Annotated in this window: 16 protein-coding genes; 5 read left to right on the top strand and 11 right to left on the bottom strand. The window is 68.3% G+C overall.

Annotated features, from left to right (window positions below):
• Positions 1 to 55 precede the first annotated feature (55 nt).
• Positions 56 to 1,909: a DNA helicase RecQ gene (gene recQ, locus AB0E63_RS15030; protein ID WP_360365642.1), complete on the top strand. Its 1,854-nt coding sequence runs from the start codon at positions 56 to 58 to the stop codon at positions 1,907 to 1,909.
• An 80-nt stretch (positions 1,910 to 1,989) separates the two neighbouring features.
• On the top strand, positions 1,990 to 2,568 hold the full coding sequence (locus AB0E63_RS15035) for a dihydrofolate reductase family protein (RefSeq protein WP_360365644.1): 579 nt from the start codon (positions 1,990 to 1,992) through the stop codon (positions 2,566 to 2,568).
• Between the two features lie 20 nt (positions 2,569 to 2,588).
• Here the strand turns inward: AB0E63_RS15035 and AB0E63_RS15040 are convergent, their stop codons facing one another.
• The 3 genes from AB0E63_RS15040 to AB0E63_RS15050 all read right to left on the bottom strand — a co-directional run bounded on the left by AB0E63_RS15040 (position 2,589) and on the right by AB0E63_RS15050 (position 5,898).
• On the bottom strand, positions 2,589 to 3,683 hold the full coding sequence (locus tag AB0E63_RS15040) for a serine hydrolase domain-containing protein (RefSeq protein ID WP_360365646.1): 1,095 nt from the start codon (positions 3,681 to 3,683) through the stop codon (positions 2,589 to 2,591).
• A 97-nt stretch (positions 3,684 to 3,780) separates the two neighbouring features.
• A complete protein-coding gene (locus tag AB0E63_RS15045) occupies positions 3,781 to 4,983 on the bottom strand; it encodes a serine hydrolase domain-containing protein (protein WP_360365648.1) in 1,203 nt (400 codons plus the stop codon).
• Positions 4,984 to 5,028: 45 nt separating this feature from the next.
• Positions 5,029 to 5,898, bottom strand: a complete 870-nt coding sequence (locus AB0E63_RS15050) for a LysR family transcriptional regulator (protein WP_360365650.1) — start codon at positions 5,896 to 5,898, stop codon at positions 5,029 to 5,031.
• A gap of 100 nt (positions 5,899 to 5,998) precedes the next feature.
• On the opposite strand from AB0E63_RS15050, the gene AB0E63_RS15055 reads away from it, so the two are divergent.
• Positions 5,999 to 6,700, top strand: a complete 702-nt coding sequence (locus AB0E63_RS15055) for an SDR family oxidoreductase (protein ID WP_360365652.1) — start codon at positions 5,999 to 6,001, stop codon at positions 6,698 to 6,700.
• 19 nt (positions 6,701 to 6,719) lie between these two features.
• Entirely contained in the window at positions 6,720 to 7,484 is a 765-nt protein-coding gene (locus AB0E63_RS15060) for an SDR family NAD(P)-dependent oxidoreductase (RefSeq protein ID WP_360365654.1), read from the top strand.
• Here AB0E63_RS15060 and AB0E63_RS15065 read toward each other — a convergent pair.
• From AB0E63_RS15065 to AB0E63_RS15090, 6 genes are all read right to left on the bottom strand, one after another.
• Entirely contained in the window at positions 7,475 to 7,846 is a 372-nt protein-coding gene (locus AB0E63_RS15065) for a VOC family protein (RefSeq protein WP_360365655.1), read from the bottom strand. The genes AB0E63_RS15060 and AB0E63_RS15065 overlap by 10 nt on opposite strands.
• A gap of 87 nt (positions 7,847 to 7,933) precedes the next feature.
• Positions 7,934 to 9,790, bottom strand: coding sequence for a DUF3352 domain-containing protein (locus AB0E63_RS15070; RefSeq protein ID WP_360365656.1), 1,857 nt, complete (start codon positions 9,788 to 9,790; stop codon positions 7,934 to 7,936).
• A gap of 84 nt (positions 9,791 to 9,874) precedes the next feature.
• Positions 9,875 to 10,495 carry a hypothetical protein gene (locus AB0E63_RS15075; RefSeq protein ID WP_360365658.1) on the bottom strand — a complete coding sequence of 207 codons (621 nt, stop codon included), beginning with the start codon at positions 10,493 to 10,495 and terminating at the stop codon, positions 9,875 to 9,877.
• 33 nt (positions 10,496 to 10,528) lie between these two features.
• Positions 10,529 to 14,077, bottom strand: coding sequence for a DNA polymerase III subunit alpha (gene dnaE / locus AB0E63_RS15080; RefSeq protein ID WP_360365660.1), 3,549 nt, complete (start codon positions 14,075 to 14,077; stop codon positions 10,529 to 10,531).
• Positions 14,078 to 14,352: 275 nt separating this feature from the next.
• Positions 14,353 to 16,041 (bottom strand): alpha-amylase family glycosyl hydrolase, encoded by a 1,689-nt coding sequence (locus tag AB0E63_RS15085; RefSeq protein WP_360365662.1) that lies wholly within the window; start codon positions 16,039 to 16,041, stop codon positions 14,353 to 14,355.
• Positions 16,042 to 16,133: 92 nt separating this feature from the next.
• The gene (locus AB0E63_RS15090) at positions 16,134 to 18,464 is read right to left on the bottom strand and encodes a LuxR C-terminal-related transcriptional regulator (protein WP_360365664.1); all 2,331 of its coding nucleotides are present in this window, start codon (positions 18,462 to 18,464) and stop codon (positions 16,134 to 16,136) included.
• A gap of 59 nt (positions 18,465 to 18,523) precedes the next feature.
• Here AB0E63_RS15090 and AB0E63_RS15095 point away from each other — a divergent pair, with 59 nt between their 5' ends.
• A complete protein-coding gene (locus AB0E63_RS15095; protein WP_360365666.1) occupies positions 18,524 to 19,327 on the top strand; it encodes an alpha/beta fold hydrolase in 804 nt (267 codons plus the stop codon).
• A 77-nt stretch (positions 19,328 to 19,404) separates the two neighbouring features.
• Here the strand turns inward: AB0E63_RS15095 and AB0E63_RS15100 are convergent, their stop codons facing one another.
• Both AB0E63_RS15100 and AB0E63_RS15105 read right to left on the bottom strand, forming a co-directional pair.
• Entirely contained in the window at positions 19,405 to 20,022 is a 618-nt protein-coding gene (locus tag AB0E63_RS15100; protein WP_360365668.1) for a Type 1 glutamine amidotransferase-like domain-containing protein, read from the bottom strand.
• The gene (locus AB0E63_RS15105; RefSeq protein WP_360365817.1) at positions 20,019 to 20,927 is read right to left on the bottom strand and encodes an RluA family pseudouridine synthase; all 909 of its coding nucleotides are present in this window, start codon (positions 20,925 to 20,927) and stop codon (positions 20,019 to 20,021) included. The genes AB0E63_RS15100 and AB0E63_RS15105 overlap by 4 nt, the downstream gene beginning before the upstream one ends.
• Between the last annotated feature and the right edge of the window lie 9 nt (positions 20,928 to 20,936).

A 20,936-nucleotide genomic window follows, 5' to 3' on the forward strand; every position in this document is an offset into this window, starting at 1 on the left:
ACAGGTTTGGCTTCGGCGGCCAGCATCGGCGAGGCGATCTCATTAGACTCGCGGGGTGACCGAGACAACCGGGCTGCCCCTTCCAGAAGCCGTCGACGGACAGCCAGAAGCTGTCGATGTGCTACGCCGGGTCTTCGGGTACGACGCCTTTCGCGGTGAGCAGGCCGAGATCATCGACACGGTCGTGGCCGGCGGGGATGCCCTGGTCCTGATGCCGACCGGCGGCGGGAAGTCGCTGTGCTACCAGATCCCGGCGCTGGTCCGCTCCGGTGTGGGCGTGGTGATCTCACCACTGATCGCGTTGATGCAGGACCAGGTCGACGCCTTGACGGCCCTCGGCGTACGCGCGGGATTTCTGAACTCGACGCAGGACTTCGAGCAGCGGCGCGAGGTCGAGCAGGCGTTCCTGGCCGGCGAGCTGGATCTGCTCTACCTGGCGCCCGAGCGGCTCCGGGTCGAGTCGACCGTGCGGTTGCTCGACCAGGGCAAGATCTCGCTGTTCGCGATCGACGAGGCGCACTGTGTGTCGCAGTGGGGACACGACTTCCGGCCGGACTACCTGATGCTGTCCGAGCTGCACGAGCGGTGGCCCGACGTGCCGCGGATCGCGTTGACCGCGACGGCGACCGAGGCGACCCACCAGGAGATCGCCACCCGGCTGAAGCTGACCGACGCCAAGCACTTCGTCGCGAGCTTCGACCGGCCCAACATCCAGTACCGGATCGTCTCGAAGGACAACCCGCAGCGGCAGTTGCTCGACCTGCTGCGCACCGAGCACGCCGGAGACGCGGGCATTGTCTACTGCCTGTCCCGCAACAGTGTCGAGAAGACCGCCGCCTTCCTGACCCAGAACGGGATCGAGGCCGTGCCGTACCACGCCGGTCTGGACGGCCGGACCCGCTCGGTCAACCAGGCCAGGTTCCTGCGCGAGGACGGGCTGGTCGTGGTCGCGACGATCGCGTTCGGGATGGGCATCGACAAGCCCGACGTCCGGTTCGTCGCGCATCTCGATCTACCGAAGTCCGTCGAGGGCTACTACCAGGAGACCGGTCGCGCAGGGCGGGACGGACTGCCGTCGACCGCGTGGCTTGCGTACGGACTGCAGGACGTCGTACAGCAACGGAAGATGATCGACACGTCCGAGGGTGATCTCGCGCACCGGCGCCGGCTCAGCTCGCACCTCGACGCGATGCTCGCGTTGTGCGAGACCGTGCAGTGCCGGCGGTCGCAACTGCTCGCGTACTTCGGTCAGCACGGCGACACGTGTGGGAACTGCGACACCTGCTTGACGCCACCGGAGTCGTGGGACGGGACCATCGCGGCGCAGAAGCTGCTGTCCACGGTGTACCGGCTGCAGCACGAACGCAACCAGAAGTTCGGCGCCGGGCAGCTGATCGACATCCTGCTCGGCAAGGAGACCGAGAAGGTCAAGCAGTTCCGGCACGAGCAGCTGTCCGTGTTCGGGATCGGGACCGAGCTCAAGGACACCGAGTGGCGCGGTGTGATCCGGCAGTTGCTGGCGCTGCGGCTGCTCGCGGTGGAAGGCGACTACGGCACGCTCGTGCTCACAGAGGAGAGCGCTGAGGTGCTCGGCCGGCGCCGCGAGGTGATGATGCGCCGCGAGCCCGAGCGGGTGCGGTCCAAGTCGAGGTCTTCTGGTGCGAAGAAAGCCGCGGCCGATCTCGCTCCCGAAGCGGCTCCAGTCTTCGAGCGGCTGCGGGTGTGGCGGGCCGGTGTCGCCAAGGAGCAGGGCGTCCCGGCGTACGTCATCTTCCACGACGCGACGCTGCGCCAGATCGCCACCGACCTCCCCAGTTCGTTGGCCGAGCTGGGCACGATCAGCGGCATCGGCGAGAACAAACTGGCCAAGTACGGCGATGGCGTGCTGGAGGCACTGTCCGCAGACTGATGTCGAGTCCGGTCGGGTTCCTTCGACGCGAGGGTGAGAGCGCGGACCGGCCGCGCTTCGCGGAGTGAAGGAGCAGGATCATGTCTTCATCGGTGTTGTTGATGTCGGTGTCCGTCGACGGGTTCATCGCCGGTCCGAACGACCAGCCCGGCAACCCCGGCGGTGACGGCTTCATGCGGCTGCACAAGTGGTACGAAGGCCCCGACGGGGAGTTCGGCCGGCCGGAGGGACCGGCCGGCGAGATCTGGGACGAGCTGAACGACACCGGCGCCGTGGTCGTCGGCCGGCGGACCGCGGAACAGGTCGACTACTACGGCGGTGACCACCACGGGGTGCCGATCTTCGTGCTCAGCCGTCAGCCGGCGCCTGCCGCGGCGCAGAAGTACGAGACGGTGACGTTCGTGACGGACATCGAGAGCGCGATGGCGCAGGCGAAGGCGGCGGCCGGCGACAAGGACGTGCTGGTGCACGGTGCGTACACCGCCCAGAAGGCACTCGAGGCCGGAGTGCTGGACGAGCTTCAGCTCGACCAGGTTCCGGTGCTGTTCGGCCGCGGCCTGCGGTTGTTCGACGTCCTGCCGCAGCAGATCGAGTTGGAGGTGGCGCGGGTGATCGACACCCCGGCGGCCACCCACATCCGCTACCGGGTCCGCCACTGAGCACCGCCCTCCGGCTCCGCTCAGTTGAGCAGGGGCTGGAGGGCTTTGGTCAGCTCTTGCATCATCTTGCCGACATCTCTCCTGCTGTCGGCAATCATCAGGGCGACCGAAACCTTCTTCGCCGGGACCACGACCAGCAGGCTGGTGTGATCGGGATTGTCACCGTAGTGACCGTACGACGTACCAATGCCGAGCGCGTCCGCGAACAACTCCGTCCCCAGCCCGTAGTGCCCGTCGCACTTGGTCATCTCGCTGACCAGCTCGGCCGGCAGCACGCGGCCGCCGTACAGCTGGTACCCCCAGCGCGCGACCGTCGGTGCGTCGGCGGCAAGTCCATGACCCGCCGCGAGCGCGCTCGCGAAGGCGCGGCACGGAAGGTAGCCGTCCGGCTCGCCGCAGGACTCGTTGTTGTCCACGGCCGCCGGGGGCTCCGGCTTCTCCCCGTCCTGGAAGGCGGCGTGCCTCAGCCCGGCCGGCGCGGCCAGGTCGCGACGGAATACACCGGCGAGTGGCTGGCCGGTCACTTTCTCGATCAGCAGGCCCAGCAGCTCATAGCTGGCATTGCTGTAACCGGAGTCGCTGCCCGGCGCTCCGACCTTGGCAGTGTGGTACGACAGCGTCTGCTCACGCGTCCAATGCCTGCCCGGCGCCGCCGTGACCGCCTTGTCCAGCTCGCGGTAGTCGTCGTTCCCGAAGTCGGGAACGCCCGACGTCATCGACAGATGCTGCCGGACGGTCGCGTTGTTCGCGGTCAACTTGTGCTGCAGGTACGTCGAGATCGGCTTGTCCAGGTCGACCTTGCCGGCCTTGACGAGCAGCATCACCTCGGCCGCATCGAACGTCTTCGTGATGTCCGCGGCCGCCATGCTCGTCTCCGGACGCAACGCCGTACCGCGGATGTCCGTCCCGGCCGCTCCCGACCAGATCCAGCGATCGGTTACGACCGCGGCGGTCGCACCTCGCGAGCCTGATGGGCTGTCGGGCGACGCGACCACCTTGTCGACCACGTCCTGCAGCGTCTTCGCCTTCGCCGGATCAAGTGCGGACGTCCCTGGCTCCGGGAACGCCTGCATTGTGGCAGCCGTGGTCGGCGCGGCTGCAGGAGTCTCCCCCACCAGAACATCCCACCACCAGCGCAATCACCAGGAGGGCGGCTGCGCTCCACCTCATCCTTCGATGATGCCACCAAAACCAGTCGTCGTCAGCACTCGATCAGCCGAGCAGGGGCTGGAGGGCGGCGGTGAGCTCGGACATCGTGGTCCGGACGTTCTTGTTGCCTTCAGCAAGAATCATTGCGATGGAGAGCCGTTTCGAACCGATCACCAGCAGCATGCTCGTGTGGTCGGGCATGTCGCCGGTGTGACCGACCGCGTCGCCGATGCCGAACTGCTGCGTGAACAGCATCGTCCCCAGGCCGTACTCGCCGTCGCCCGCCGTCATCTCAGCCGCCAACCCAGGCCCGATCACGCGACCGCCGTACAGCTCGTAGCCCCACCGCGCGATCGTTGGTGCGTCCGCGGCGAGCCCTGCGCTCGCCGCTGACCGACTGGCCACCGCGCGACACGGAACGTAAGCGTCAGGTTCCGTTCCACACAGCGGATCGGCATCGCCCGCGACCGGCGGCTGGGGCTTCTCCCCGTCCTGGAAGGCGGCATGCTGAAGCCCTGCGGGTGCCGCCAGATCGTGCCGGAGCACCTCGGCCAGCGGACGGCCGGTCACCTTCTCGATCATCAGGCCCAGCAGGAGATAGTTCGGATTGCTGTACGCGAAGAACTCGCCCGGCGGCGCAGTCGGCGCAGTGTCATAGGCGAGCGCCTGCTGCGGCGTCCAATGCCGGCCGGGCGCTGCGCTGATCGCCTTGTCCATCCGGGCGTAGTCGGCCGGCAGATAGTCCAGTACGCCGGACATCATCGACAGGTGTTGCCGCACGGTCGCCTGGTTCGCGGTCAGCGTGTGCTTCACGTACGCCGAGATCGGCGCATTCAGATCGAGTTGCTCATCCCGCGCGAGACGCATCACCTCCGCCGCGACGAACGTCTTGGTGATGCTCGCGACCGACATGCTCGTGTCCGGCGTCAACGACTTCCCGACCGCGTCCTGGCCAGCTGCGCCCGACCAGATCCACCGGTCGGTGACGATCGCGGCCGTCACCCCGCGCGCCGCCGACTCGGCCTCTGGAATGGTGGCGTGCCGGCGGACGATGCCCGCGAGTACAGCCTGCAATTTCAGGGCCTTGGCCGGCTCTAGCGACGCCGTGCCGAGATCAGGGAAAGGCGGCGGGATCTCCGGAACGGTGATCACTGGAACATTGGTCGTCGGGCTGGGGACGGTGTTCTTGTCTGTGCCCCCGAGCGAGCAGCCGGCCAGGGCGAACACCAGCACCGCGGCGGTACGACGGACTGGCAGCCTCCCCATGTAGTGATCGTGCCACCGCTCGTGACCCGGGCGCAGCTCCCCGGCCTATTGAAGCCAGTCGACCGCCGCCGCGAGGTCCGCGAAGTCGTAGATGAGGCGGGAGCGGCGGGCGGCGATCCAGGCCAGGGCGACCTTGTTGGTGGTCAGGTCATGCACGGGGACGACGGCGATGTCGGGGCGCTGGTAGTAGGTGGCGACGGACAGCGGGAGGATCGAGATACCACGTCCGGCCGCGATGTGTTCCAGCTTCTCCTCGACACTGCGATAGGCCGGCACGGGCCTGGGATTGCCGCGGCGTAGCTCGACGGCGATGTCGCGCCACTCCGGTACGGCGTCCGGCGGCTGGAGCAGGTGTTCGTCGGCGAGGTCGGTGATCTCGATCATCGGCTTGCCGGCCAGGCGGTGGTCCGACGGGACCATCGCGACCCGCGGTTCCTCGAACAACGGGCGGATGCTCAAACCCTGCTGGTCGATCGGCAGCCGGACGATGCTGACGTCGACGCGACCGTCGTGCAGGACGTCCACCTCGTCGTCCCAGGTCGTGCGGATCACCTCGACCTCGACGTCGGGATGCGCGGCGGCGAACGCCCGGACCGCCGGGGTCACGGTGATGCCGGGCATGAATCCGACCGTGAAGGTCTTCGGTCCCCGGGCAGCCTGGGCCACCCGCCGCCGTACGGCCTCGGCCGAGGCGAGCAACGGTCGCGCGTCGTCGAGTAGCTGGCGACCGGCCGGGGTCAGTTCGGTCGCGCGCTTGGTGCGCACGAACAGCTGGACGCGCAGCTCGTCCTCCAGCGCGCGGATCTGCCGGGACAGCACCGGCTGGGCGATATGCAGCCGCTCCGCCGCCCGGCCGAAGTGCAGTTCCTCGGCGACGGCGACGAAGTACCTGAGCTTGCGGAAGTCGACGTCCATAATACCTTCAGGGTATTACAGGCGCCCTAACAGGTCTTGGACTCCGACGGCCGGGTGACCGCATCGTGGAAGGGAAATCTCAACCACGAAAGGCAATCTCATGACCTTGCAGGACCAGCGCGTCGTCGTCCTCGGTGGTACGTCGGGGATCGGACTCGCCACCGCGGAACTGGCCGCCGCCCAGGGTGCGACCATCATTGTTGCCTCCAGCAACCCTGACTCGGTGAAGGGCGCACTCGAAATCCTTCCGGACTCAGCGACGGGCGAGGCGGTCGACCTCACCGACTCCGGTGAGGTCGCCGCGTTCTTCGACCGCCTCGAGCCGTTCGACCACCTCGTGTTCACCGCGGGTGAGTCGCTGACGCTGCTCGAGGTCGGCACGATGGATCTCGACAAGGCACGCAAGGCGTTCGAGGTCCGGTACTTCGGCGCTCTCGGCGCCGTCGGTGCCGCGGCGTCGAAGATCCGTCCCGGCGGTTCCGTCGTACTGACGACCGGCGCCGCCGGCGACCGGCCCGCACCCGGTTGGTCCGTCGCCGCGAGCATCTGCGGCGCCGTGGACAGCCTGGTCCGCGCGCTCGCCGTTGAACTCGCGCCGCTGCGTGTCAACGCGGTCAAGCCCGGCGTGGTCCGCACCCCGCTCTGGGCGGGCGCCATGGACTACGAGCAGGCCGCCGGAGGCCTTCCGGTCCGCCGGGTCGGCGAACCGGAAGACATCGCGGCGGCTTACGTGTTCCTGATGAACGAGCCCTTCGCCACCGGCTCGATCGTCTCGGTCGACGGCGGCCACGTCATCGCCTGAGCCTGGCAGAGTGGGACACATGGCACGCATTCTCGTCACTGGGTCGGCCGACGGGCTCGGCCAACTGGCTGCTCGTGAACTGATGACGCAGGGGCATGAGGTCGTCCTCCACGCGCGGAACGAGTCCCGGGCCGGTGACGCCGTCGCCGCGCTGCCGAAGGCGGCAGGCGTGCTGACCGGCGACCTCGCGAGCATCGCGGAAACTCGCGAGCTGGCGCGGCAGGCGAATGCGTCGGGGCGGTTCGACGTGGTGATCCACAACGCGGCGGTCGGGTATCAAGAGCCGCGGGTCGAGACGGTCGACGGGCTGGAGCACGTGTTCGCCGTCAACGCGCTGGCGCCGTACCTGCTGACCGCTCTGATCGAGCGGCCGCAGCGGTTGGTCTATCTGAGCTCGGGGATGCACGAGGGCGGCGACGTCGTACTCGACGATCTCCAGTGGGTACGGCGGCGGTGGCGCGGAGCGCAGGCGTATTCGGACTCGAAGCTGCACGACGTGATCCTCGCGTTCGCGGTCGCCCGGCTCTGGCCCGGCGTACTCTCCAACGCTGTGGATCCCGGCTGGGTCCCGACCAAGATGGGCGGCCGCGGCGCACCGGGCGATCTGAACCAGGCGCATCTGACCCAGATCTGGCTCGCGACCGCGCCGGATGCGCCGACCGGCGGGTACTTCTACCACCTGCGGCCGCATCGGACGCATCCGGCCGCGAGGGATCCCGAGACGCAGGCAGCCTTCCTGGACGCCTGCGCCTCGCTCACCGGGGTGCGCCTCGGTCAGCCCTGAGAAACGTAGAGCCGGTTCCCATCCTGGTCGCGAAGACTGAACATCGGCGGGACGCCCGGCCACTCGAGCAGTTCGTCGGTGTCGACTCCCTCGGCCAGGAAGTGCTTGTGCGCTGCCGGCGCGTCCGGACTGGCGAGCCGGATGCCGGTGTCGACGCCGGCCGGGTTGCCCTCGGACGCCGGCACCAGCGCGATACTCGCCGCGGCGCCGGCCGGCGCGACGACGATCCAGCGGCCGCCGAGCTGCTCCAGCCTGGCATCCATCAACAGCTCGAACCCCAACGTGCCCGTGTAGAACGCGACCGCGCGGTCCTGGTCGGTCACCGGTACGCCGACGGTCCGAATGTCACTGAGGTGGTTCATCTCGGTTCTCCTCCTGGGTGAAAGGTGCCTTCACCCAGGAGGTAGAAGCCGTCCGGCCGATTTCGACATCACCGGCCGGAGAAATTCCTACTTCGCGACGACCCGCAGAGTGAACTCCGCCTGGCCGTCGCCGGTGGAGCGAGCCACGAACCCGCCGGAGCGGAGTGCGGCCAGATCCTTGTCCGAGCCGAACTTCGGGCTGAGCGAGCCCACCGACTCGAAGTCGACGTACCCGATCGTCACCGCGCCCTTGGTGTCGGGCAGGGCCTGCTTGAAGTTCTCGGTCTGGCCGAGGTTGCCACCCTTCAGCACCTGCTCGGCGTAGTCCTTGTCGGTGGCGAGGACGAGGGTGTCGTTGTCCTTCGCGCTCTCGATCGGGATGTTGGCCGAGCTGCGCTCGTGCAGCAGCGTGGTCAGCTTCTCCACCACCGGCTCGGCCTTCGCCGGGTCGGTCTCCATCCGGGCCGCGATCTTCGGGCCGTTCGCCGCGTCCTTGTCGATCGCGACCGCAAGGTTCTTGCCCAGCAGGCTCTTCAGGTCGTCCGGCAGGTTCAGGCCGGTCTCCTTGGTGATCTGCTCGGTCAGCTCCTTGATGTTGCCGTTGGCAGCCTTGTCGATCTGCTTCCACATCGTGTCGACCAGGTTCTCGCCACCCGACACCGCGATCGCGCCGGCCGTGGTGTCCGGCAGCTTGGTGACCACATCGGCAGCATCGGCCGAGTTGACCTTGATGCCCTGGTCGCCCTGGGCGATGCCCTTCAGCTCGACGTACGACGAGTCGAACCGCAGCGAGGCGGCCATACTCGCGTCGCCGACGCCGGCCAGCGCCTCGGAGTCGACCTTGCCGGAGATCGAGGCGATCCCCTTCATGTCGGCCCAGACCGAGGCGAAGCCCTGCTCGCCGAGCTTGTCCATGTCCGCGCTGAACTTGGCGTTCTTGTCCAACGGGTTGTCCTTGGCGGTGGCGACGGCCGCGTCGACGGTGGCCTGGTCGTCACCGAGCAGCACGTAACCGTTGCTGAACGCGCGGCCCGGCTTCTTGTCCTCGCCGGCCATCAACTTGTCCAGGCCCTTGGTGGCCTCGCCCTCGTTCTTCACCTGCACCGCGACCACGACGACCGGGTCGCCCTTGCCGTCGGCGGGCGGCAGCGCGGCGATCCCGGCGCGCTCGCCGAGCCACGGCTTGACGTCCTTGTCGTAGTCGACGTCGGCCAGGTCGTCACCGGCGTACTTCTTGATCTGCTCGAACAGCTTCTGCCGCAGGTCGTCCTTCTCGCCGGTCAGGCCGAACTTGTCCTTGACCGACGGGAACTTCATCAGGAACCGGATCGCCGCGACCTTCTGGCCGGCCGACGGGTTCAGGTCGACGCGGGCGTAGGCGACGGCGGTGCCCGGCAGCACGGCGGCCGGCTGGTCGCCGCCCTTGAGCTTGCCGTAGGCAAAGATTCCGCCACCGGCGACGACGAGCACCATGGCCAGCGCCGCGATCAGCGGGATGACCTTGCCGCGCTTCTTCTTCGGCTCCGGCTGCCACTGCGGCTGCCCGTACCCGGGCGGCCCCTGCGGCGGCTGCCCACCGACATGCATCTGCTCGTACGACGCCTGCTCACCGGCCTGCCCGTACGGCGCCTGACCCGGCTGCCCGTACTGCGGACCGGGCTGACCGTACTGCGGCCCGCCGTACTGCGGAGCCTGCTGCGGCGCGCCCTGCTGGTAACCAGGCTGCGGTGCACCCTGCTGCGACCGGCCCTGCTGCGGCTGGCCAGGCTGGTACTGCTGCTGTCCGGGCTGAGGCCACAGGTTCTGGCCTTGGCCCTGCTGCGGTGGTCCGGCCGGCGGGCGCTGGCCCTGCTGCGGTCCGCCGTACTGGCCTTGGCCGTAGGGGTTCTGGGGGTTCTGCGGGCCGCCGGCACCGGGGTACGGCGGGGTGTTCTGGTCGGACATATGCTCCCTCGCGTGTTCCAGTGGCCTCACCCACCGGATTAGGTCGCGTCTGGCGGTCCCGCGCCTAGACACGACCCGCAAACGCTACTGCACCGGTGGTGCAGGCTCTGACGCGGCAGGTTGCGATGTGGTTGCAACCGGTTCGCTGCGCCAGGTGGTGGCGGCGAGGATGGCGCACGCGAGGGCGGCACCGATCAGCCAGGAGACCGCTGGGGTCCAGGTGTGCAGCTCGAGGGGCGCGGAGACCAGGTCACCGGGCTTGGCCGCCTGCAGGCGCGGCTGGATCGGGTCGTGGCCGAGCAGCATGCCCACTCCCCAGGCGATGCCGGAGCCGAGGCACGCGCCGAGGGTCACGATCGCGACCGACCACGGACCGTAGTTCCGCAGCCACCAGAACAGTGCACCACCGAGGACGAGCGCGGCCAGGAAGCCGATCGAGGTGAAGGTGCCGTCCGGCCCGAAGATCCGGGTCATCTGCTCCTCCCCCAGCGCTCCACCGTTCTCGTCCACGGTGTACTGCGCCAGCGGCGAGAACTGCTGCCACGCCCACCCGGCCACCACACCGGCGACCAGGAACACGACCACGGTCACCACGATCGCCTTCGCCCACGGCATCCGCGGCTCCGGCTGGGTCGGCGTACCAAAGGGCGCACCGGCCGGGGGCGGAACGTAGGGAGACGGCTGCATGGGCTGCGGTTGAGTCACGTCGACAGTGTGACGCATCGAATCCAGCCCCAATCAGCTGGCCAGGCAGGACGGACCGAGCAGGGCCTTGAGGTCCGCCATCAGCGACGACGTCGGAGTCACCCGGAACCGGTCGCCGATCCGCATCACCGTCGTCTTCTGCCGGGCCTGCAGCCGCAACTGCACCTCGGTCATCCCGGGATGCGACTGCAGCACGTCCCGCAGTTGCTCGACCAGCGGCGGCGTACAGCGGTTCACCGGCATCGTGATCACCACCGGCCCGCTGGGGCCTTCGGTCAGGTCCGGCACGATCACTTCGGAGCCGCTCAGCTCGAGCCGGTCCTCGCGCCGGCGGACCCGGCCCTTCATCAGAATGATCGCGTCGTTGGTCAGCAGGTGCGCGTGCAACTGGTACGCCGAGGAGAACATCATCACCTCGATCGAACCTTCCAGGTCCTCGATGGTGACGATCGCGTAGATGTCGCCGCGCTTGTTCACCTTCCGCTGGACCGCGGTGACCAGGCCGCCGATCGTCACCTGGGAGCCGTCCGGCCGGTCCTCGTCGGCGAGCAGCTGACCGATGGTGCAGTCACTGCCGTTGGTGAGCACGTGCTCGACGCCGAACAGCGGGTGGTCGGACACGTAGAGACCCAGCATGTCGCGCTCGTGCGCGAGCTTGGTCGCCTTGTCCCACTCCTCGATCTCGGGAACGGTGACGGTCAGCCGGCTGTTGCCCTCGCCCTCGTCGGCGTCGTCGTCGCCCATCGAGAACAGGTCGAACTGGCCGTGCGCCTCGTTCCGCTTCAGGTCGATGGCCTCGTCGACGGCCTGCTCGTGCACCGCGACGACCGCACGCCGGGCGTGGTTCATCGAGTCGAACGAACCGGCCTTGGCCAGCGACTCGATGACGCGCTTGTTGCAGACCGGCAGCGACACCTTGTCGATGAAGTCGACGAAGTCGGTGAACCGGCCCTTCTCCTCGCGGGCCACGACGATCTCGGCGACCACGTTCACGCCGACGTTGCGGATCGCGGACAGGCCGAAGCGGATGTCGGTGCCGACCGGGGTGAAGTTCGAGTCCGACTCGTTCACGTCCGGCGGGAGCACCTTGATGCCCATCCGGCGGCACTCGTTCAGGTAGATGGCCATCTTGTCCTTGTCGTCCTTGACGGACGTGAGGACGGCGGCCATGTACTCCGCCGGGAAGTTGGCCTTCAGGTACGCCGTCCAGTACGAGACCAGCCCGTACGCCGCGGAGTGTGCCTTGTTGAACGCGTAGTCGGAGAACGGGACCAGGACGTCCCAGAGCGCCTTGATCGACTGGGCGGAGAAGCCGTTCTCCTTCATCCCCTCGGAGAAGCCGACATACTCCGCGTCCAGCACCTCGCGCTTCTTCTTGCCCATCGCCCGGCGGAGCAGATCCGCTTTGCCGAGCGTGTAACCGCCCAGCTGCTGGGCGATCGCCATCACCTGCTCCTGGTAGACGATCAGACCGTAGGTCGTCCCCAGGATCGGCTCGAGCGCGACGGCGAGCTCGTCGTGCGGGTAGCTGATCTCCTGCTGCTTGTTCTTGCGCAGGGCGTAGTTGGTGTGGCTGTTCGCACCCATCGGACCGGGCCGGTACAGCGCGCCGACCGCGGAGATGTCCTCGAAGTTGTCCGGCTTCATCAGCCGCAGCAGCGCCCGCATCGGGCCGCCGTCGAACTGGAACACGCCGAGCGTGTCGCCGCGGCCGAGCAACTCGAAGGTCGGGCCGTCGTCCAGGCTCTTGGCCAGCTCGTCCAGGTCCAGCGAGATGCCGCGGCTGGCCTCGACGTTCTTGACCGCGTCGTCCATGATCGTCAGGTTGCGCAGGCCCAGGAAGTCCATCTTGACCAGGCCGAGCGTCTCGCAGCTCGGGTAGTCGAACTGGGTGATGACCTGGCCGTCCTGCTCGCGGCGCATGATCGGGATCAGCTCGATCAGCGGCTCCGAGGACATGATCACGCCGGCCGCGTGCACACCCCACTGGCGCTTCAGGTTCTCCAGGCCGCGGGCGGTGTCGACGATCTTGCGCACGTCCTGGTCCGACTCGTACAGCTGGCGGAACTCGCCGGCCTCGGAGTACCGCTTGTGCTGCGGGTCGAAGATCCCGGACAGCGGCACGTCCTTGCCCATCACCGCGGGCGGCATCGCCTTGGTGATCCGGTCGCCCATCGCGAACGGGTAGTCCAGCACCCGGCCGGCGTCCTTGATCGCCTGCTTGGCCTTGATGGTGCCGTAGGTGACGATCATCGCGACCCGGTCGTCGCCGTACTTCTCGGTGACGTACCGGATCACCTCGGGGCGGCGGCGGTCGTCGAAGTCGATGTCGAAGTCGGGCATCGACATCCGCTCCGGGTTCAGGAAGCGCTCGAAGATCAGGCCGTGCTGGAGCGGGTCCAGGTCGGTGATCCGCATCGCGTACGCACACATCGAACCGGCACCGGAACCACGCCCCGGACCGACCCGGATGCCGTGTTCCTTGGCCCAGTTGATGAAGTCCGCGACGACCAGGAAGTAGCCGGCGTACCCCTTCGAGGTGATGACCTCGATCTCGTACTCCGCCTGCTTGCGGACCTGGTCCGGGACGCCGTCGGGATACCGCTTGTGCAGGCCGGTCTCGACCTCGGCGACGAACCAGGACTCCTCGTTGTGACCGTCGGGGCAGGGGAAGCGCGGCATGAACCGGCCCTCGCCCTCGGTGAAGCTGACGTCGCACTGCTCGGCGATCAGCAGCGTGTTGTCACACGCCTCCGGCAGTTCCTTCCACACCTCGCGCATCTCGGCCGCGGTCTTGACGTAGAACTCGTTCGCGTCGAACTTGAACCGGTTCGGGTCGGACAGGGTCGAGCCGGACTGGACGCAGAGCAGCGCGGCGTGCGCGGTCGAGTCCTCGGGCTTGGTGTAGTGCAGGTCGTTGGTCGCGACCAGCGGCAGGCCGAGCTCGCGGGCCAGCTTCAGCAGGTCCTTCTGGATGTCCCGCTCGATGCCGAGGCCGTGGTCCATCAGCTCGCAGTAGAAGTTCTCCTTGCCGAAGATGTCGCGGAACTCCGCGGCGGCCTCGACGGCCTCCTTGTACTGCCCGAGGCGGAGCCGGGTCTGCACCTCGCCGGACGGGCAGCCGGTGGTCGCGATCAGGCCCTGGCCGTAGGTGTTCAGCAGGTCGCGGTCCATCCGGGGCTTGAAGTAGTAGCCCTCGAGGCTGGCCAGCGAGCTCATCTTGAACAGGTTGTGCATGCCGGAGGTGTTCTTCGCCAGCAGCGTCATGTGGGTGTAGGCACCCGAGCCGGAGACGTCGTCGCGGCCCGAGTTCGCGTCGCCCCACTTGACCCGCTTCCGCTCGCTGCGGTGGGTGTGCGGGGTGAGGTACGCCTCCACGCCGATGATCGGCTTGACGTCGTACTTCTTCGCGGTCTTCCAGAACTCGTACGCCCCGAACACGTAGCCGTGGTCGGTGGTGGCGATGGCCGGCATGCCCATCTCCTGGGCGGTTTTGAACAACTCGTCGATCCGCGCGGCGCCGTCCAGCATGGAGTACTCGGTGTGCACGTGTAGATGCACGAAACTGTCGCTGGACGCCATGTCTGCGCAGACCTCCCGGGGGCGTGAGTGAGATGGACTGCAGCAGCCTAATCGGGCCCGCCGACAGTTCTTCACCGGCTCACCGGGTAGGCCGTCGGCTGCCCGATATCCGGGCGTGGACCACACCAGATCCACACCAGTTGGCACTGCCCCGCCGACCGCGGCAGTTGGCCGGCGGGGCAGGCGCTCCATCCTTCCCAGCCGGAGGAATTCGGGAGGATGGAGCGGCCGACCTGGCGCCGAGCAGGGGTCTCAGAGACGCCAGGTCAGCCGGGTTACGTACCGTCTGGCGGGAGGATCCAGACGGCACTGTTCGGGGGTAGCTTGTCGCCGGCTTCCGGGTCGCTGGCGATCAGCAGGGCGCCGTCGACCGGATTGCACACCGGTCGCGGCAAGCAGTTGACGACGCAGACGAATCCGTCGCCTCGCGTGAACGCGAGTACGCCGGGCTCTGTCGGCAGCCATCGGAGGTCGCCGGACGTGAGCGCCGGTATCCGGTGCCGCAGTGCCAGCGCCTCGCGATAGAGATGCAGCATCGAGTCTCCACTGACCAGCAACTGGTCCGCCGCGTGCTCCGCGAACCAGTCCGGTTGCGGTAGCCACGTCGTACCCGGTGTGCCGTTCGGGGAGAACCCGAAGGTGTCGTGTGCTGCTCTCCAAGGTAGCGGTACCCGACAACCGTCCCGCCCGCGTCGGACGCCGCCACTGCGGTGGAACATCGGATCGGTCAGCAGATGCTCGGGCAGATCGGTCACCTCCGGCAGCCCCAGCTCCTCACCTTGATAGAGGTACGACGATCCCGGCAGCGCGAGCATCAGCAGCGCCGCCGCGCGTGCCCGGGCGAGGCCGAGGTCGAGATCGCCGGGTCCGGCGCCCGGTGCTCCGCCGGCATACCGGGTGACGGACCTCGGCATGTCGTGGTTGTTCAGCACCCAGGCGACTGATGATCCGGACCTGGCGATCGTCCCGAGCCCCCGGTCGATCACGTCGTACAGCGCCTCGTCGTCCCACTCGGCGCGGAGGAACTCGAAGTAGAAGGTCTGGTGCAGTTCGTCCGGACGCTGATACTGCGCGAGCTGCTCGGTGTCCAGCAGGCCGACCTCGCCGACCAGGACCCGCTCGCGGCCGGTCCGCCGCGTGTACTCGTCGGCGATCGCTCGCCAGCTGCGCCACACCTCGTGCACCTCCGGCTGGTTCCAGGCGTGCGGATTGACCGGGTCGCCGGTGAGCTCGTCGTGGTCCGCGTGCTCGTGATCCGGCAGGCCATCGGCCTTGTGCAGCCCGTGCGCGACGTCGATCCGCAGCCCGTCCACGCCGCGGTCGAGCCAGTAGCGCAGGACGTCCTCGAAGTACGACGACACGTCCGGGTGCCGCCAGTTGAAGTCCGGCTGCTCGGCGGCGAACGTGTGCAGGTACCACTGGCTGCGCTCGATTCCTTCCCCACCCCACGATCGGGCCGGGACCCGCTGCCAGGCTGACCCTCCGAAGATCGACCGCCAGTTGTTGGGCGGCAACTCGCCGTACTCGCCCTGCCCGTCGGCGAAGTGAAAGCGGGCCCGCGCCGGGCTGCCCGGGCCGGCCGCGAGGGCCTCGACGAACCAGGGGTGCTCGATCGAGCAGTGGTTCGGTACGACGTCGATGATCACCTTGAGGTCGAGCCGGTGGGCGTCCCGGATCAGCCGGTCGAAGGACTCGAGCGTCCCGTACTCCGGCTGGACGCCACGGTAGTCGGACACGTCGTACCCGTGATCGTGCTGCGGCGACGGGTAGAACGGGTTGAGCCACAGGCCGTCGACGCCGAGGCTGCGCAGGTAGGGCAACCGGGCCCGGACGCCGTCGAGGTCGCCGATGCCGTCGCCGTCGGAGTCGGCGAAGCTGCGGACATAGACCTGGTAGATGACTGCGTTCCGCCACCAGTCCCTGGTGCTGCCGGGCAGGGGTGGGCAGCTCGGTTCGGCGGGCATGAGGGGTACCTCGGCAACGTGGGAGGGGACAACGTTGTCAGCAACGATCCCGCTCCGGCGGCCCGCAGACATCGGGACACTTACGGATCTGGCTACCTAGGTACCTGGCGATCGGGGTGCTCGGCGACCCAGCGAGCGACCTGGGCGCGCGAACTGAAGCCCAGTTTGCTGAGAATGTGCTCGACGTGGGTCTCCGCGGTTCGCTGGGAGATGACCAGGCGGGCGGCGATCTCCCGGTTGCTCAGGCCCTCGCCGATCAACCCCGCGATCTCGTGCTCACGCCGCGTCAGCCGCCCGGCCATTCCCGGCTTCGTAGCCCCGTCACGTTCGGTCTCCTCCCCCAGAGCGAGCGAGACCGCCTGCTCGAACGAGTACGCCGCTCCTTGCGCGAAAGCCTGGTCGAACGTCGCGTCGCCGATCACGGCCCGGATGCGCTCCTCGGCCTGGTCGTCGAACTGGCTGTACGGCGTCGTCTCGTCGACATGCGCACCGCTGGACCGCCACACCGCTCGCGACGCGCCCATCAGCCGGGCCGCACCCTCGTCGGGCGTCGCCGAACCGGCACACCAGGACAGGCCCTGGAGGCAGAACCCGATGCCGGTCCGGTCGTTCAGCGGTTGCCACAGCCGGATCGCCGTGCGGAACGAGCGGGTCGCCTCCTCGAACTGGTCGTGATCGCGCCACAGCACGAGGGCGCGCCCCCACAGCGCATATGCCTTCGACGACGCCGCACCCTGACCGTCGGCCAGCTCGTACGCCGCCCGGCTGAAGGCGTCCACCCGCGGATCGCCGAGAAAGAAGGTTGCCGCAGACAATAAGACCAGCATGTCGAACTCGCCCAGCCGGTCCTGGACCGCGCGGTAGCCGGCCAGGCCACTCTCGAGCCGGGCGACGGCACTGGCGAGCTCGCCTTGGTAGATCAGCGCCTGCCCCTGAACCTCGGCGATCCGGGACCGCAGCCGCTCGTCGTCGTACCGCTCGGCGAGTTCCGCGCACTCGGCCAGCAGCCGGATCGACTGCTCGGCCTCCCCCAGGAACATGGCGAGATAGGCACCGGCCCAGATCCCCTTCGCCCTGGTCGGGGTCTGCTCCGGCGTTGCGTCGATCGCCCGGCTGAGGTAGCGAAGACCCTCGCGGAGGAATCCGGCGAACCAGAAGTTCCAGATCGGCGCCGCGATCTCCAGCGCGGCGGCGCCTTCGCCCGGCTCGGCCAGACAGAAGTCGAGGGCGACCCGGAGGTTCTCGTGCTCGCGACGCAGCCGGATGAACCAGTCTGCCTGCCGCGGGCTGAAGGAGTCTGCCTCCCAGCGGGCCGCCAGCGTCCGGTAGTAGTCGCGATGCCGGAGCCGGAACTCGCGGGTCCGGCCGTCCTCGGCGAGCTGCCGGCCACCGTAGTGACAGATGGTCCCGAGCATGTCGTACCAGGCGACCGTGTGGGTGGTGGCGATCGTGCGGCTGATGATCGACTTGTTCACCAAGCCGGCGACGAGGCCGAGCACATCCTCCCGCTCGACCCCGTCGCCCGAGCAGACCTCCTCCACGCCCTCCAGATCGAACCCGCCGGCGAAGACCGACAACCGCTCCCACAGCAACCGCTCGGCCGGCGAGCACAGGTCGTAGCTCCAGCCGATCGCGGCATCCAGCGCCTGCTGCCTGGCCGGACCCGCCGGCCTTCCGCCGGTCAGCAACTTGAAGCGATCCTCGAGCCGGTCGATGATCTGCGACAACGACAACGTCCGCATCCAGACCGCCGCCAACTCGAGGGCCAGCGGTATGCCGTCCAGCCGCCGGCACACCTCGATCACCTGGGCCCGGTTGGTCTCGTCGATCACGAACTCCGGCACCATCGCACGGACCCGGTCCGCGAAGAGAACCAACGACTCGTACTGATCGGCATCGGCGGCCAGCACCTCCACCGGCGGCGTTGACAACGGTGGAACCGACAGGACCTGCTCGCCCTCGACGCCGAGCACATGCCGGCTCGTGACCAGGATCCGGAGCTGGGGTGCCGCCGCCAGCAGCTTGCTCACCAGTACGGCGCACGCCTCTGCCAACTGCTCACAGTTGTCGAGCACCAGGAGCAGGTGCTTGTCCTCCAGGTACTCGGCGAGGTCGGCCGTCGGGTTGGCCGACACCTGGCTCAGCTCGAGCGCTCCGGCCAGCGTGTGCCCGAGCAAAGCGGGATCCTGCAGGGCGCCGAGTTCTACGAACCAGACTCCGTCGGGGAACGTCCGGCGTACCTCTGTCGCCATCCGGAGCGCAAGCCGGGTCTTGCCGACTCCCCCGACGCCGGTCAGCGTCAGCAGACGGCTGCTCGACAGCAACCGCCTCGTGTCCGCCAGCGCACGACGCCGCCCCACGAAACTCGTCAGCTCAGCTGGAAGCCGCCCACGAGTCGTCGCCGCAGGCTTCGACTCAGCCATGCCTCAGCCTAGGCCCGATCCGCGCGCTTGAGACCGGCTCGAGGCGCCACACTGATGGAGTGGTGCGCATCGCGATGATCGTGGCTGCCGTGGCTCTGCTGTTGCTGACGACCCTTTGGGGTTTCCAGCGGCAGCTGATCTACCTGCCCGAGACAGCAGCTGTGGCGTCGGCTGCCACGGTCGGCGGCAAGGACGTGGTGCTGCAGGCGAGTGACGGCCTTCAGCTGGGCGGATGGCTGGTGCCGGCTCGAGGTTCCGATCGCGGCATCGCCGTACTGGTGGCCAATGGCAACGGAGGCAACCGCGAGGGACGGGCACCTCTGGCGCACGCGCTGGCTGCTGAGGGGTTGACGGTGTTGCTGTTCGACTACCGCGGCTACGGCGGCAACGAGGGCAGTCCTAGCGAAGAAGGGCTCGCTCGGGACGTGCGCGCGGCACAGCGCTATCTGGTCGAGGAGATCGGTGTACCGGCGGAGCGGATCGTGTACTTCGGCGAGAGCCTCGGCGCCGCGGTCGTCACCGAGCTGGCGACCGAGATCGCACCGGGTGGGCTGGTACTGCGGTCACCGTTCGTCGACCTGGCGTCAGTGGGACAAGCCCACTACCCGTTCCTCCCGGTCCGGCTGCTCCTCCGCGACGAGTTCCCACTCACCAAGCAGCTGGCCAACGTGAGGGCGCCAGTCACCGTGATCTACGGCAGCGCCGACTCCGTCGTACCACCCGACCAGAGCCGCGACGTCGCCCAGTCAGCCGCCACGCTGAAGGACCTTGTCGAGATCCCAGGAGCCGACCACAACGATCCGGTGTTGGTACACGGCGCGCAGGTGGTTGCGGCTGTCGTCAGGCTTGCCGATCAGCTCTGACCCAAGTCGCGTTCCGGTTGCGGGTGGGGAGTTCAGCTGGTCAGCATGCGTCTGCCCCACCCCTGGACGAGAAGGGGTCAGACGAGTTCGCGGTGGGCGCCGTCGATGACGAGAGCTTGGCCATCGGTCATGGGGAGGTACGCGACGCCGGTGCGGTCGTAGGGCTCCGCGACACCGGCAAGGAGCTCCGTCTCGGGATGTCCGGGTGAGTCGAGGTGCGGAACGATCGCATGGTCGAGGACACCGAGGCCGTCCCAGATGATGTCACCGTCGACCGCGCTCGTGTCGTCGCAGAGCTCGAGGCCGCGCAGGCTGGGCGCGAGGACACACGGTCCGGCGCTGTACCCGGCGTACACGAGCTCCCCGGAGCGGATCAGCTCAGGGAGGATCTGATCGGCTCCCGAGCTGGCCATGGCGATGCGGAGAACGAAGACGTTGCCGCCACGGACCCGGACTCCGTCGTACTCCCCGAGTTCCGCCCGGAGGTCGTTCGTGGCGCGGAGATCCAGCTCGTCGGCGCGGAGGCCGAGGTCCGTCAGCCAGGCGATCTCCTCGGCGACCTTCTCCCGGCGTACGGCGGCATCCTCGTTGTCGATCGAGTTGCCGATGACGGCAACCCGGACCTGCGGCGGGAGCAGGGTGACCAGGCGTTCCGGGTGATCGCCGAGGCGAAAGGAGGACAGGTAGAGCTTCATTGGGCGTCGACGAGGAGGTCCAACGCGTGGTCGAGGTCGTCGGGGTACTCCGAGGTGAACTCGACGTACTCGCCCGTACCGGGGTGGGCAAAGCCCAGCCGCATGGCGTGCAGCCACTGCCGGGTGAGCTGGAGCCGCTCGGCGAGGACCGGGTCGGCGCCGTACGTGAGGTCGCCGCAGCACGGGTGCCCGATCGCGGACATGTGGACGCGGATCTGGTGCGTCCGTCCGGTCTCGAGGGTGATCTCGAGCAGGGTGGCGTACCGGAACGCCTCGAGCGTCTCGTAGTGCGTCACGCTCGGCTTGCCGCCCGCGACGACGCCGAACTTGTAGTCGTGATGCGGGTGCCGGTCGATCGGGGCGTCCACGGTGCCGGTGAACGGGTCGGGGTGACCCTGCACCAGCGCGTGGTAGATCTTCTTGACCGTGCGCTCCTTGAAGGCGCGCTTGAGCACCGTGTACGCGTACTCCGTCTTCGCGACCACCATCAGCCCGGAGGTGCCGACGTCGAGCCGGTGCACGATGCCCTTGCGCTCGGCAGCGCCGCTGGTGGAGATGGTGAAGCCCGCGCCGGCCAGGTGGCCGATCACGGTCGGGCCGGTCCACCCGGGAGACGGGTGCGCGGCCACGCCGACCGGTTTGTCGACCACGATGATCTCGTCGTCGTCGTACACGATCCGCAGGTTGTCCACCGTCTCCGGTACGACGGTCACTTCGCCCGGCGGAGGTGGTAGCTCGACGTCGAGCAGGACGCCGGCCGCGACCCGGGACGACTTGGGTGCCGGGGCACCGTCGACCTGGACCAGGCCGGACTCGATCAGCTCGGCGGCCTTGGTCCGGGACACGCCGAACAGGCGGGACAGCGCCGCGTCCAGCCGCTCGCCGGCCAGCCCGTCCGGCACCATCACGGTCCG

The organism is Kribbella sp. NPDC026596 (assembly GCF_040638415.1).
GTDB lineage: Bacteria > Actinomycetota > Actinomycetes > Propionibacteriales > Kribbellaceae > Kribbella.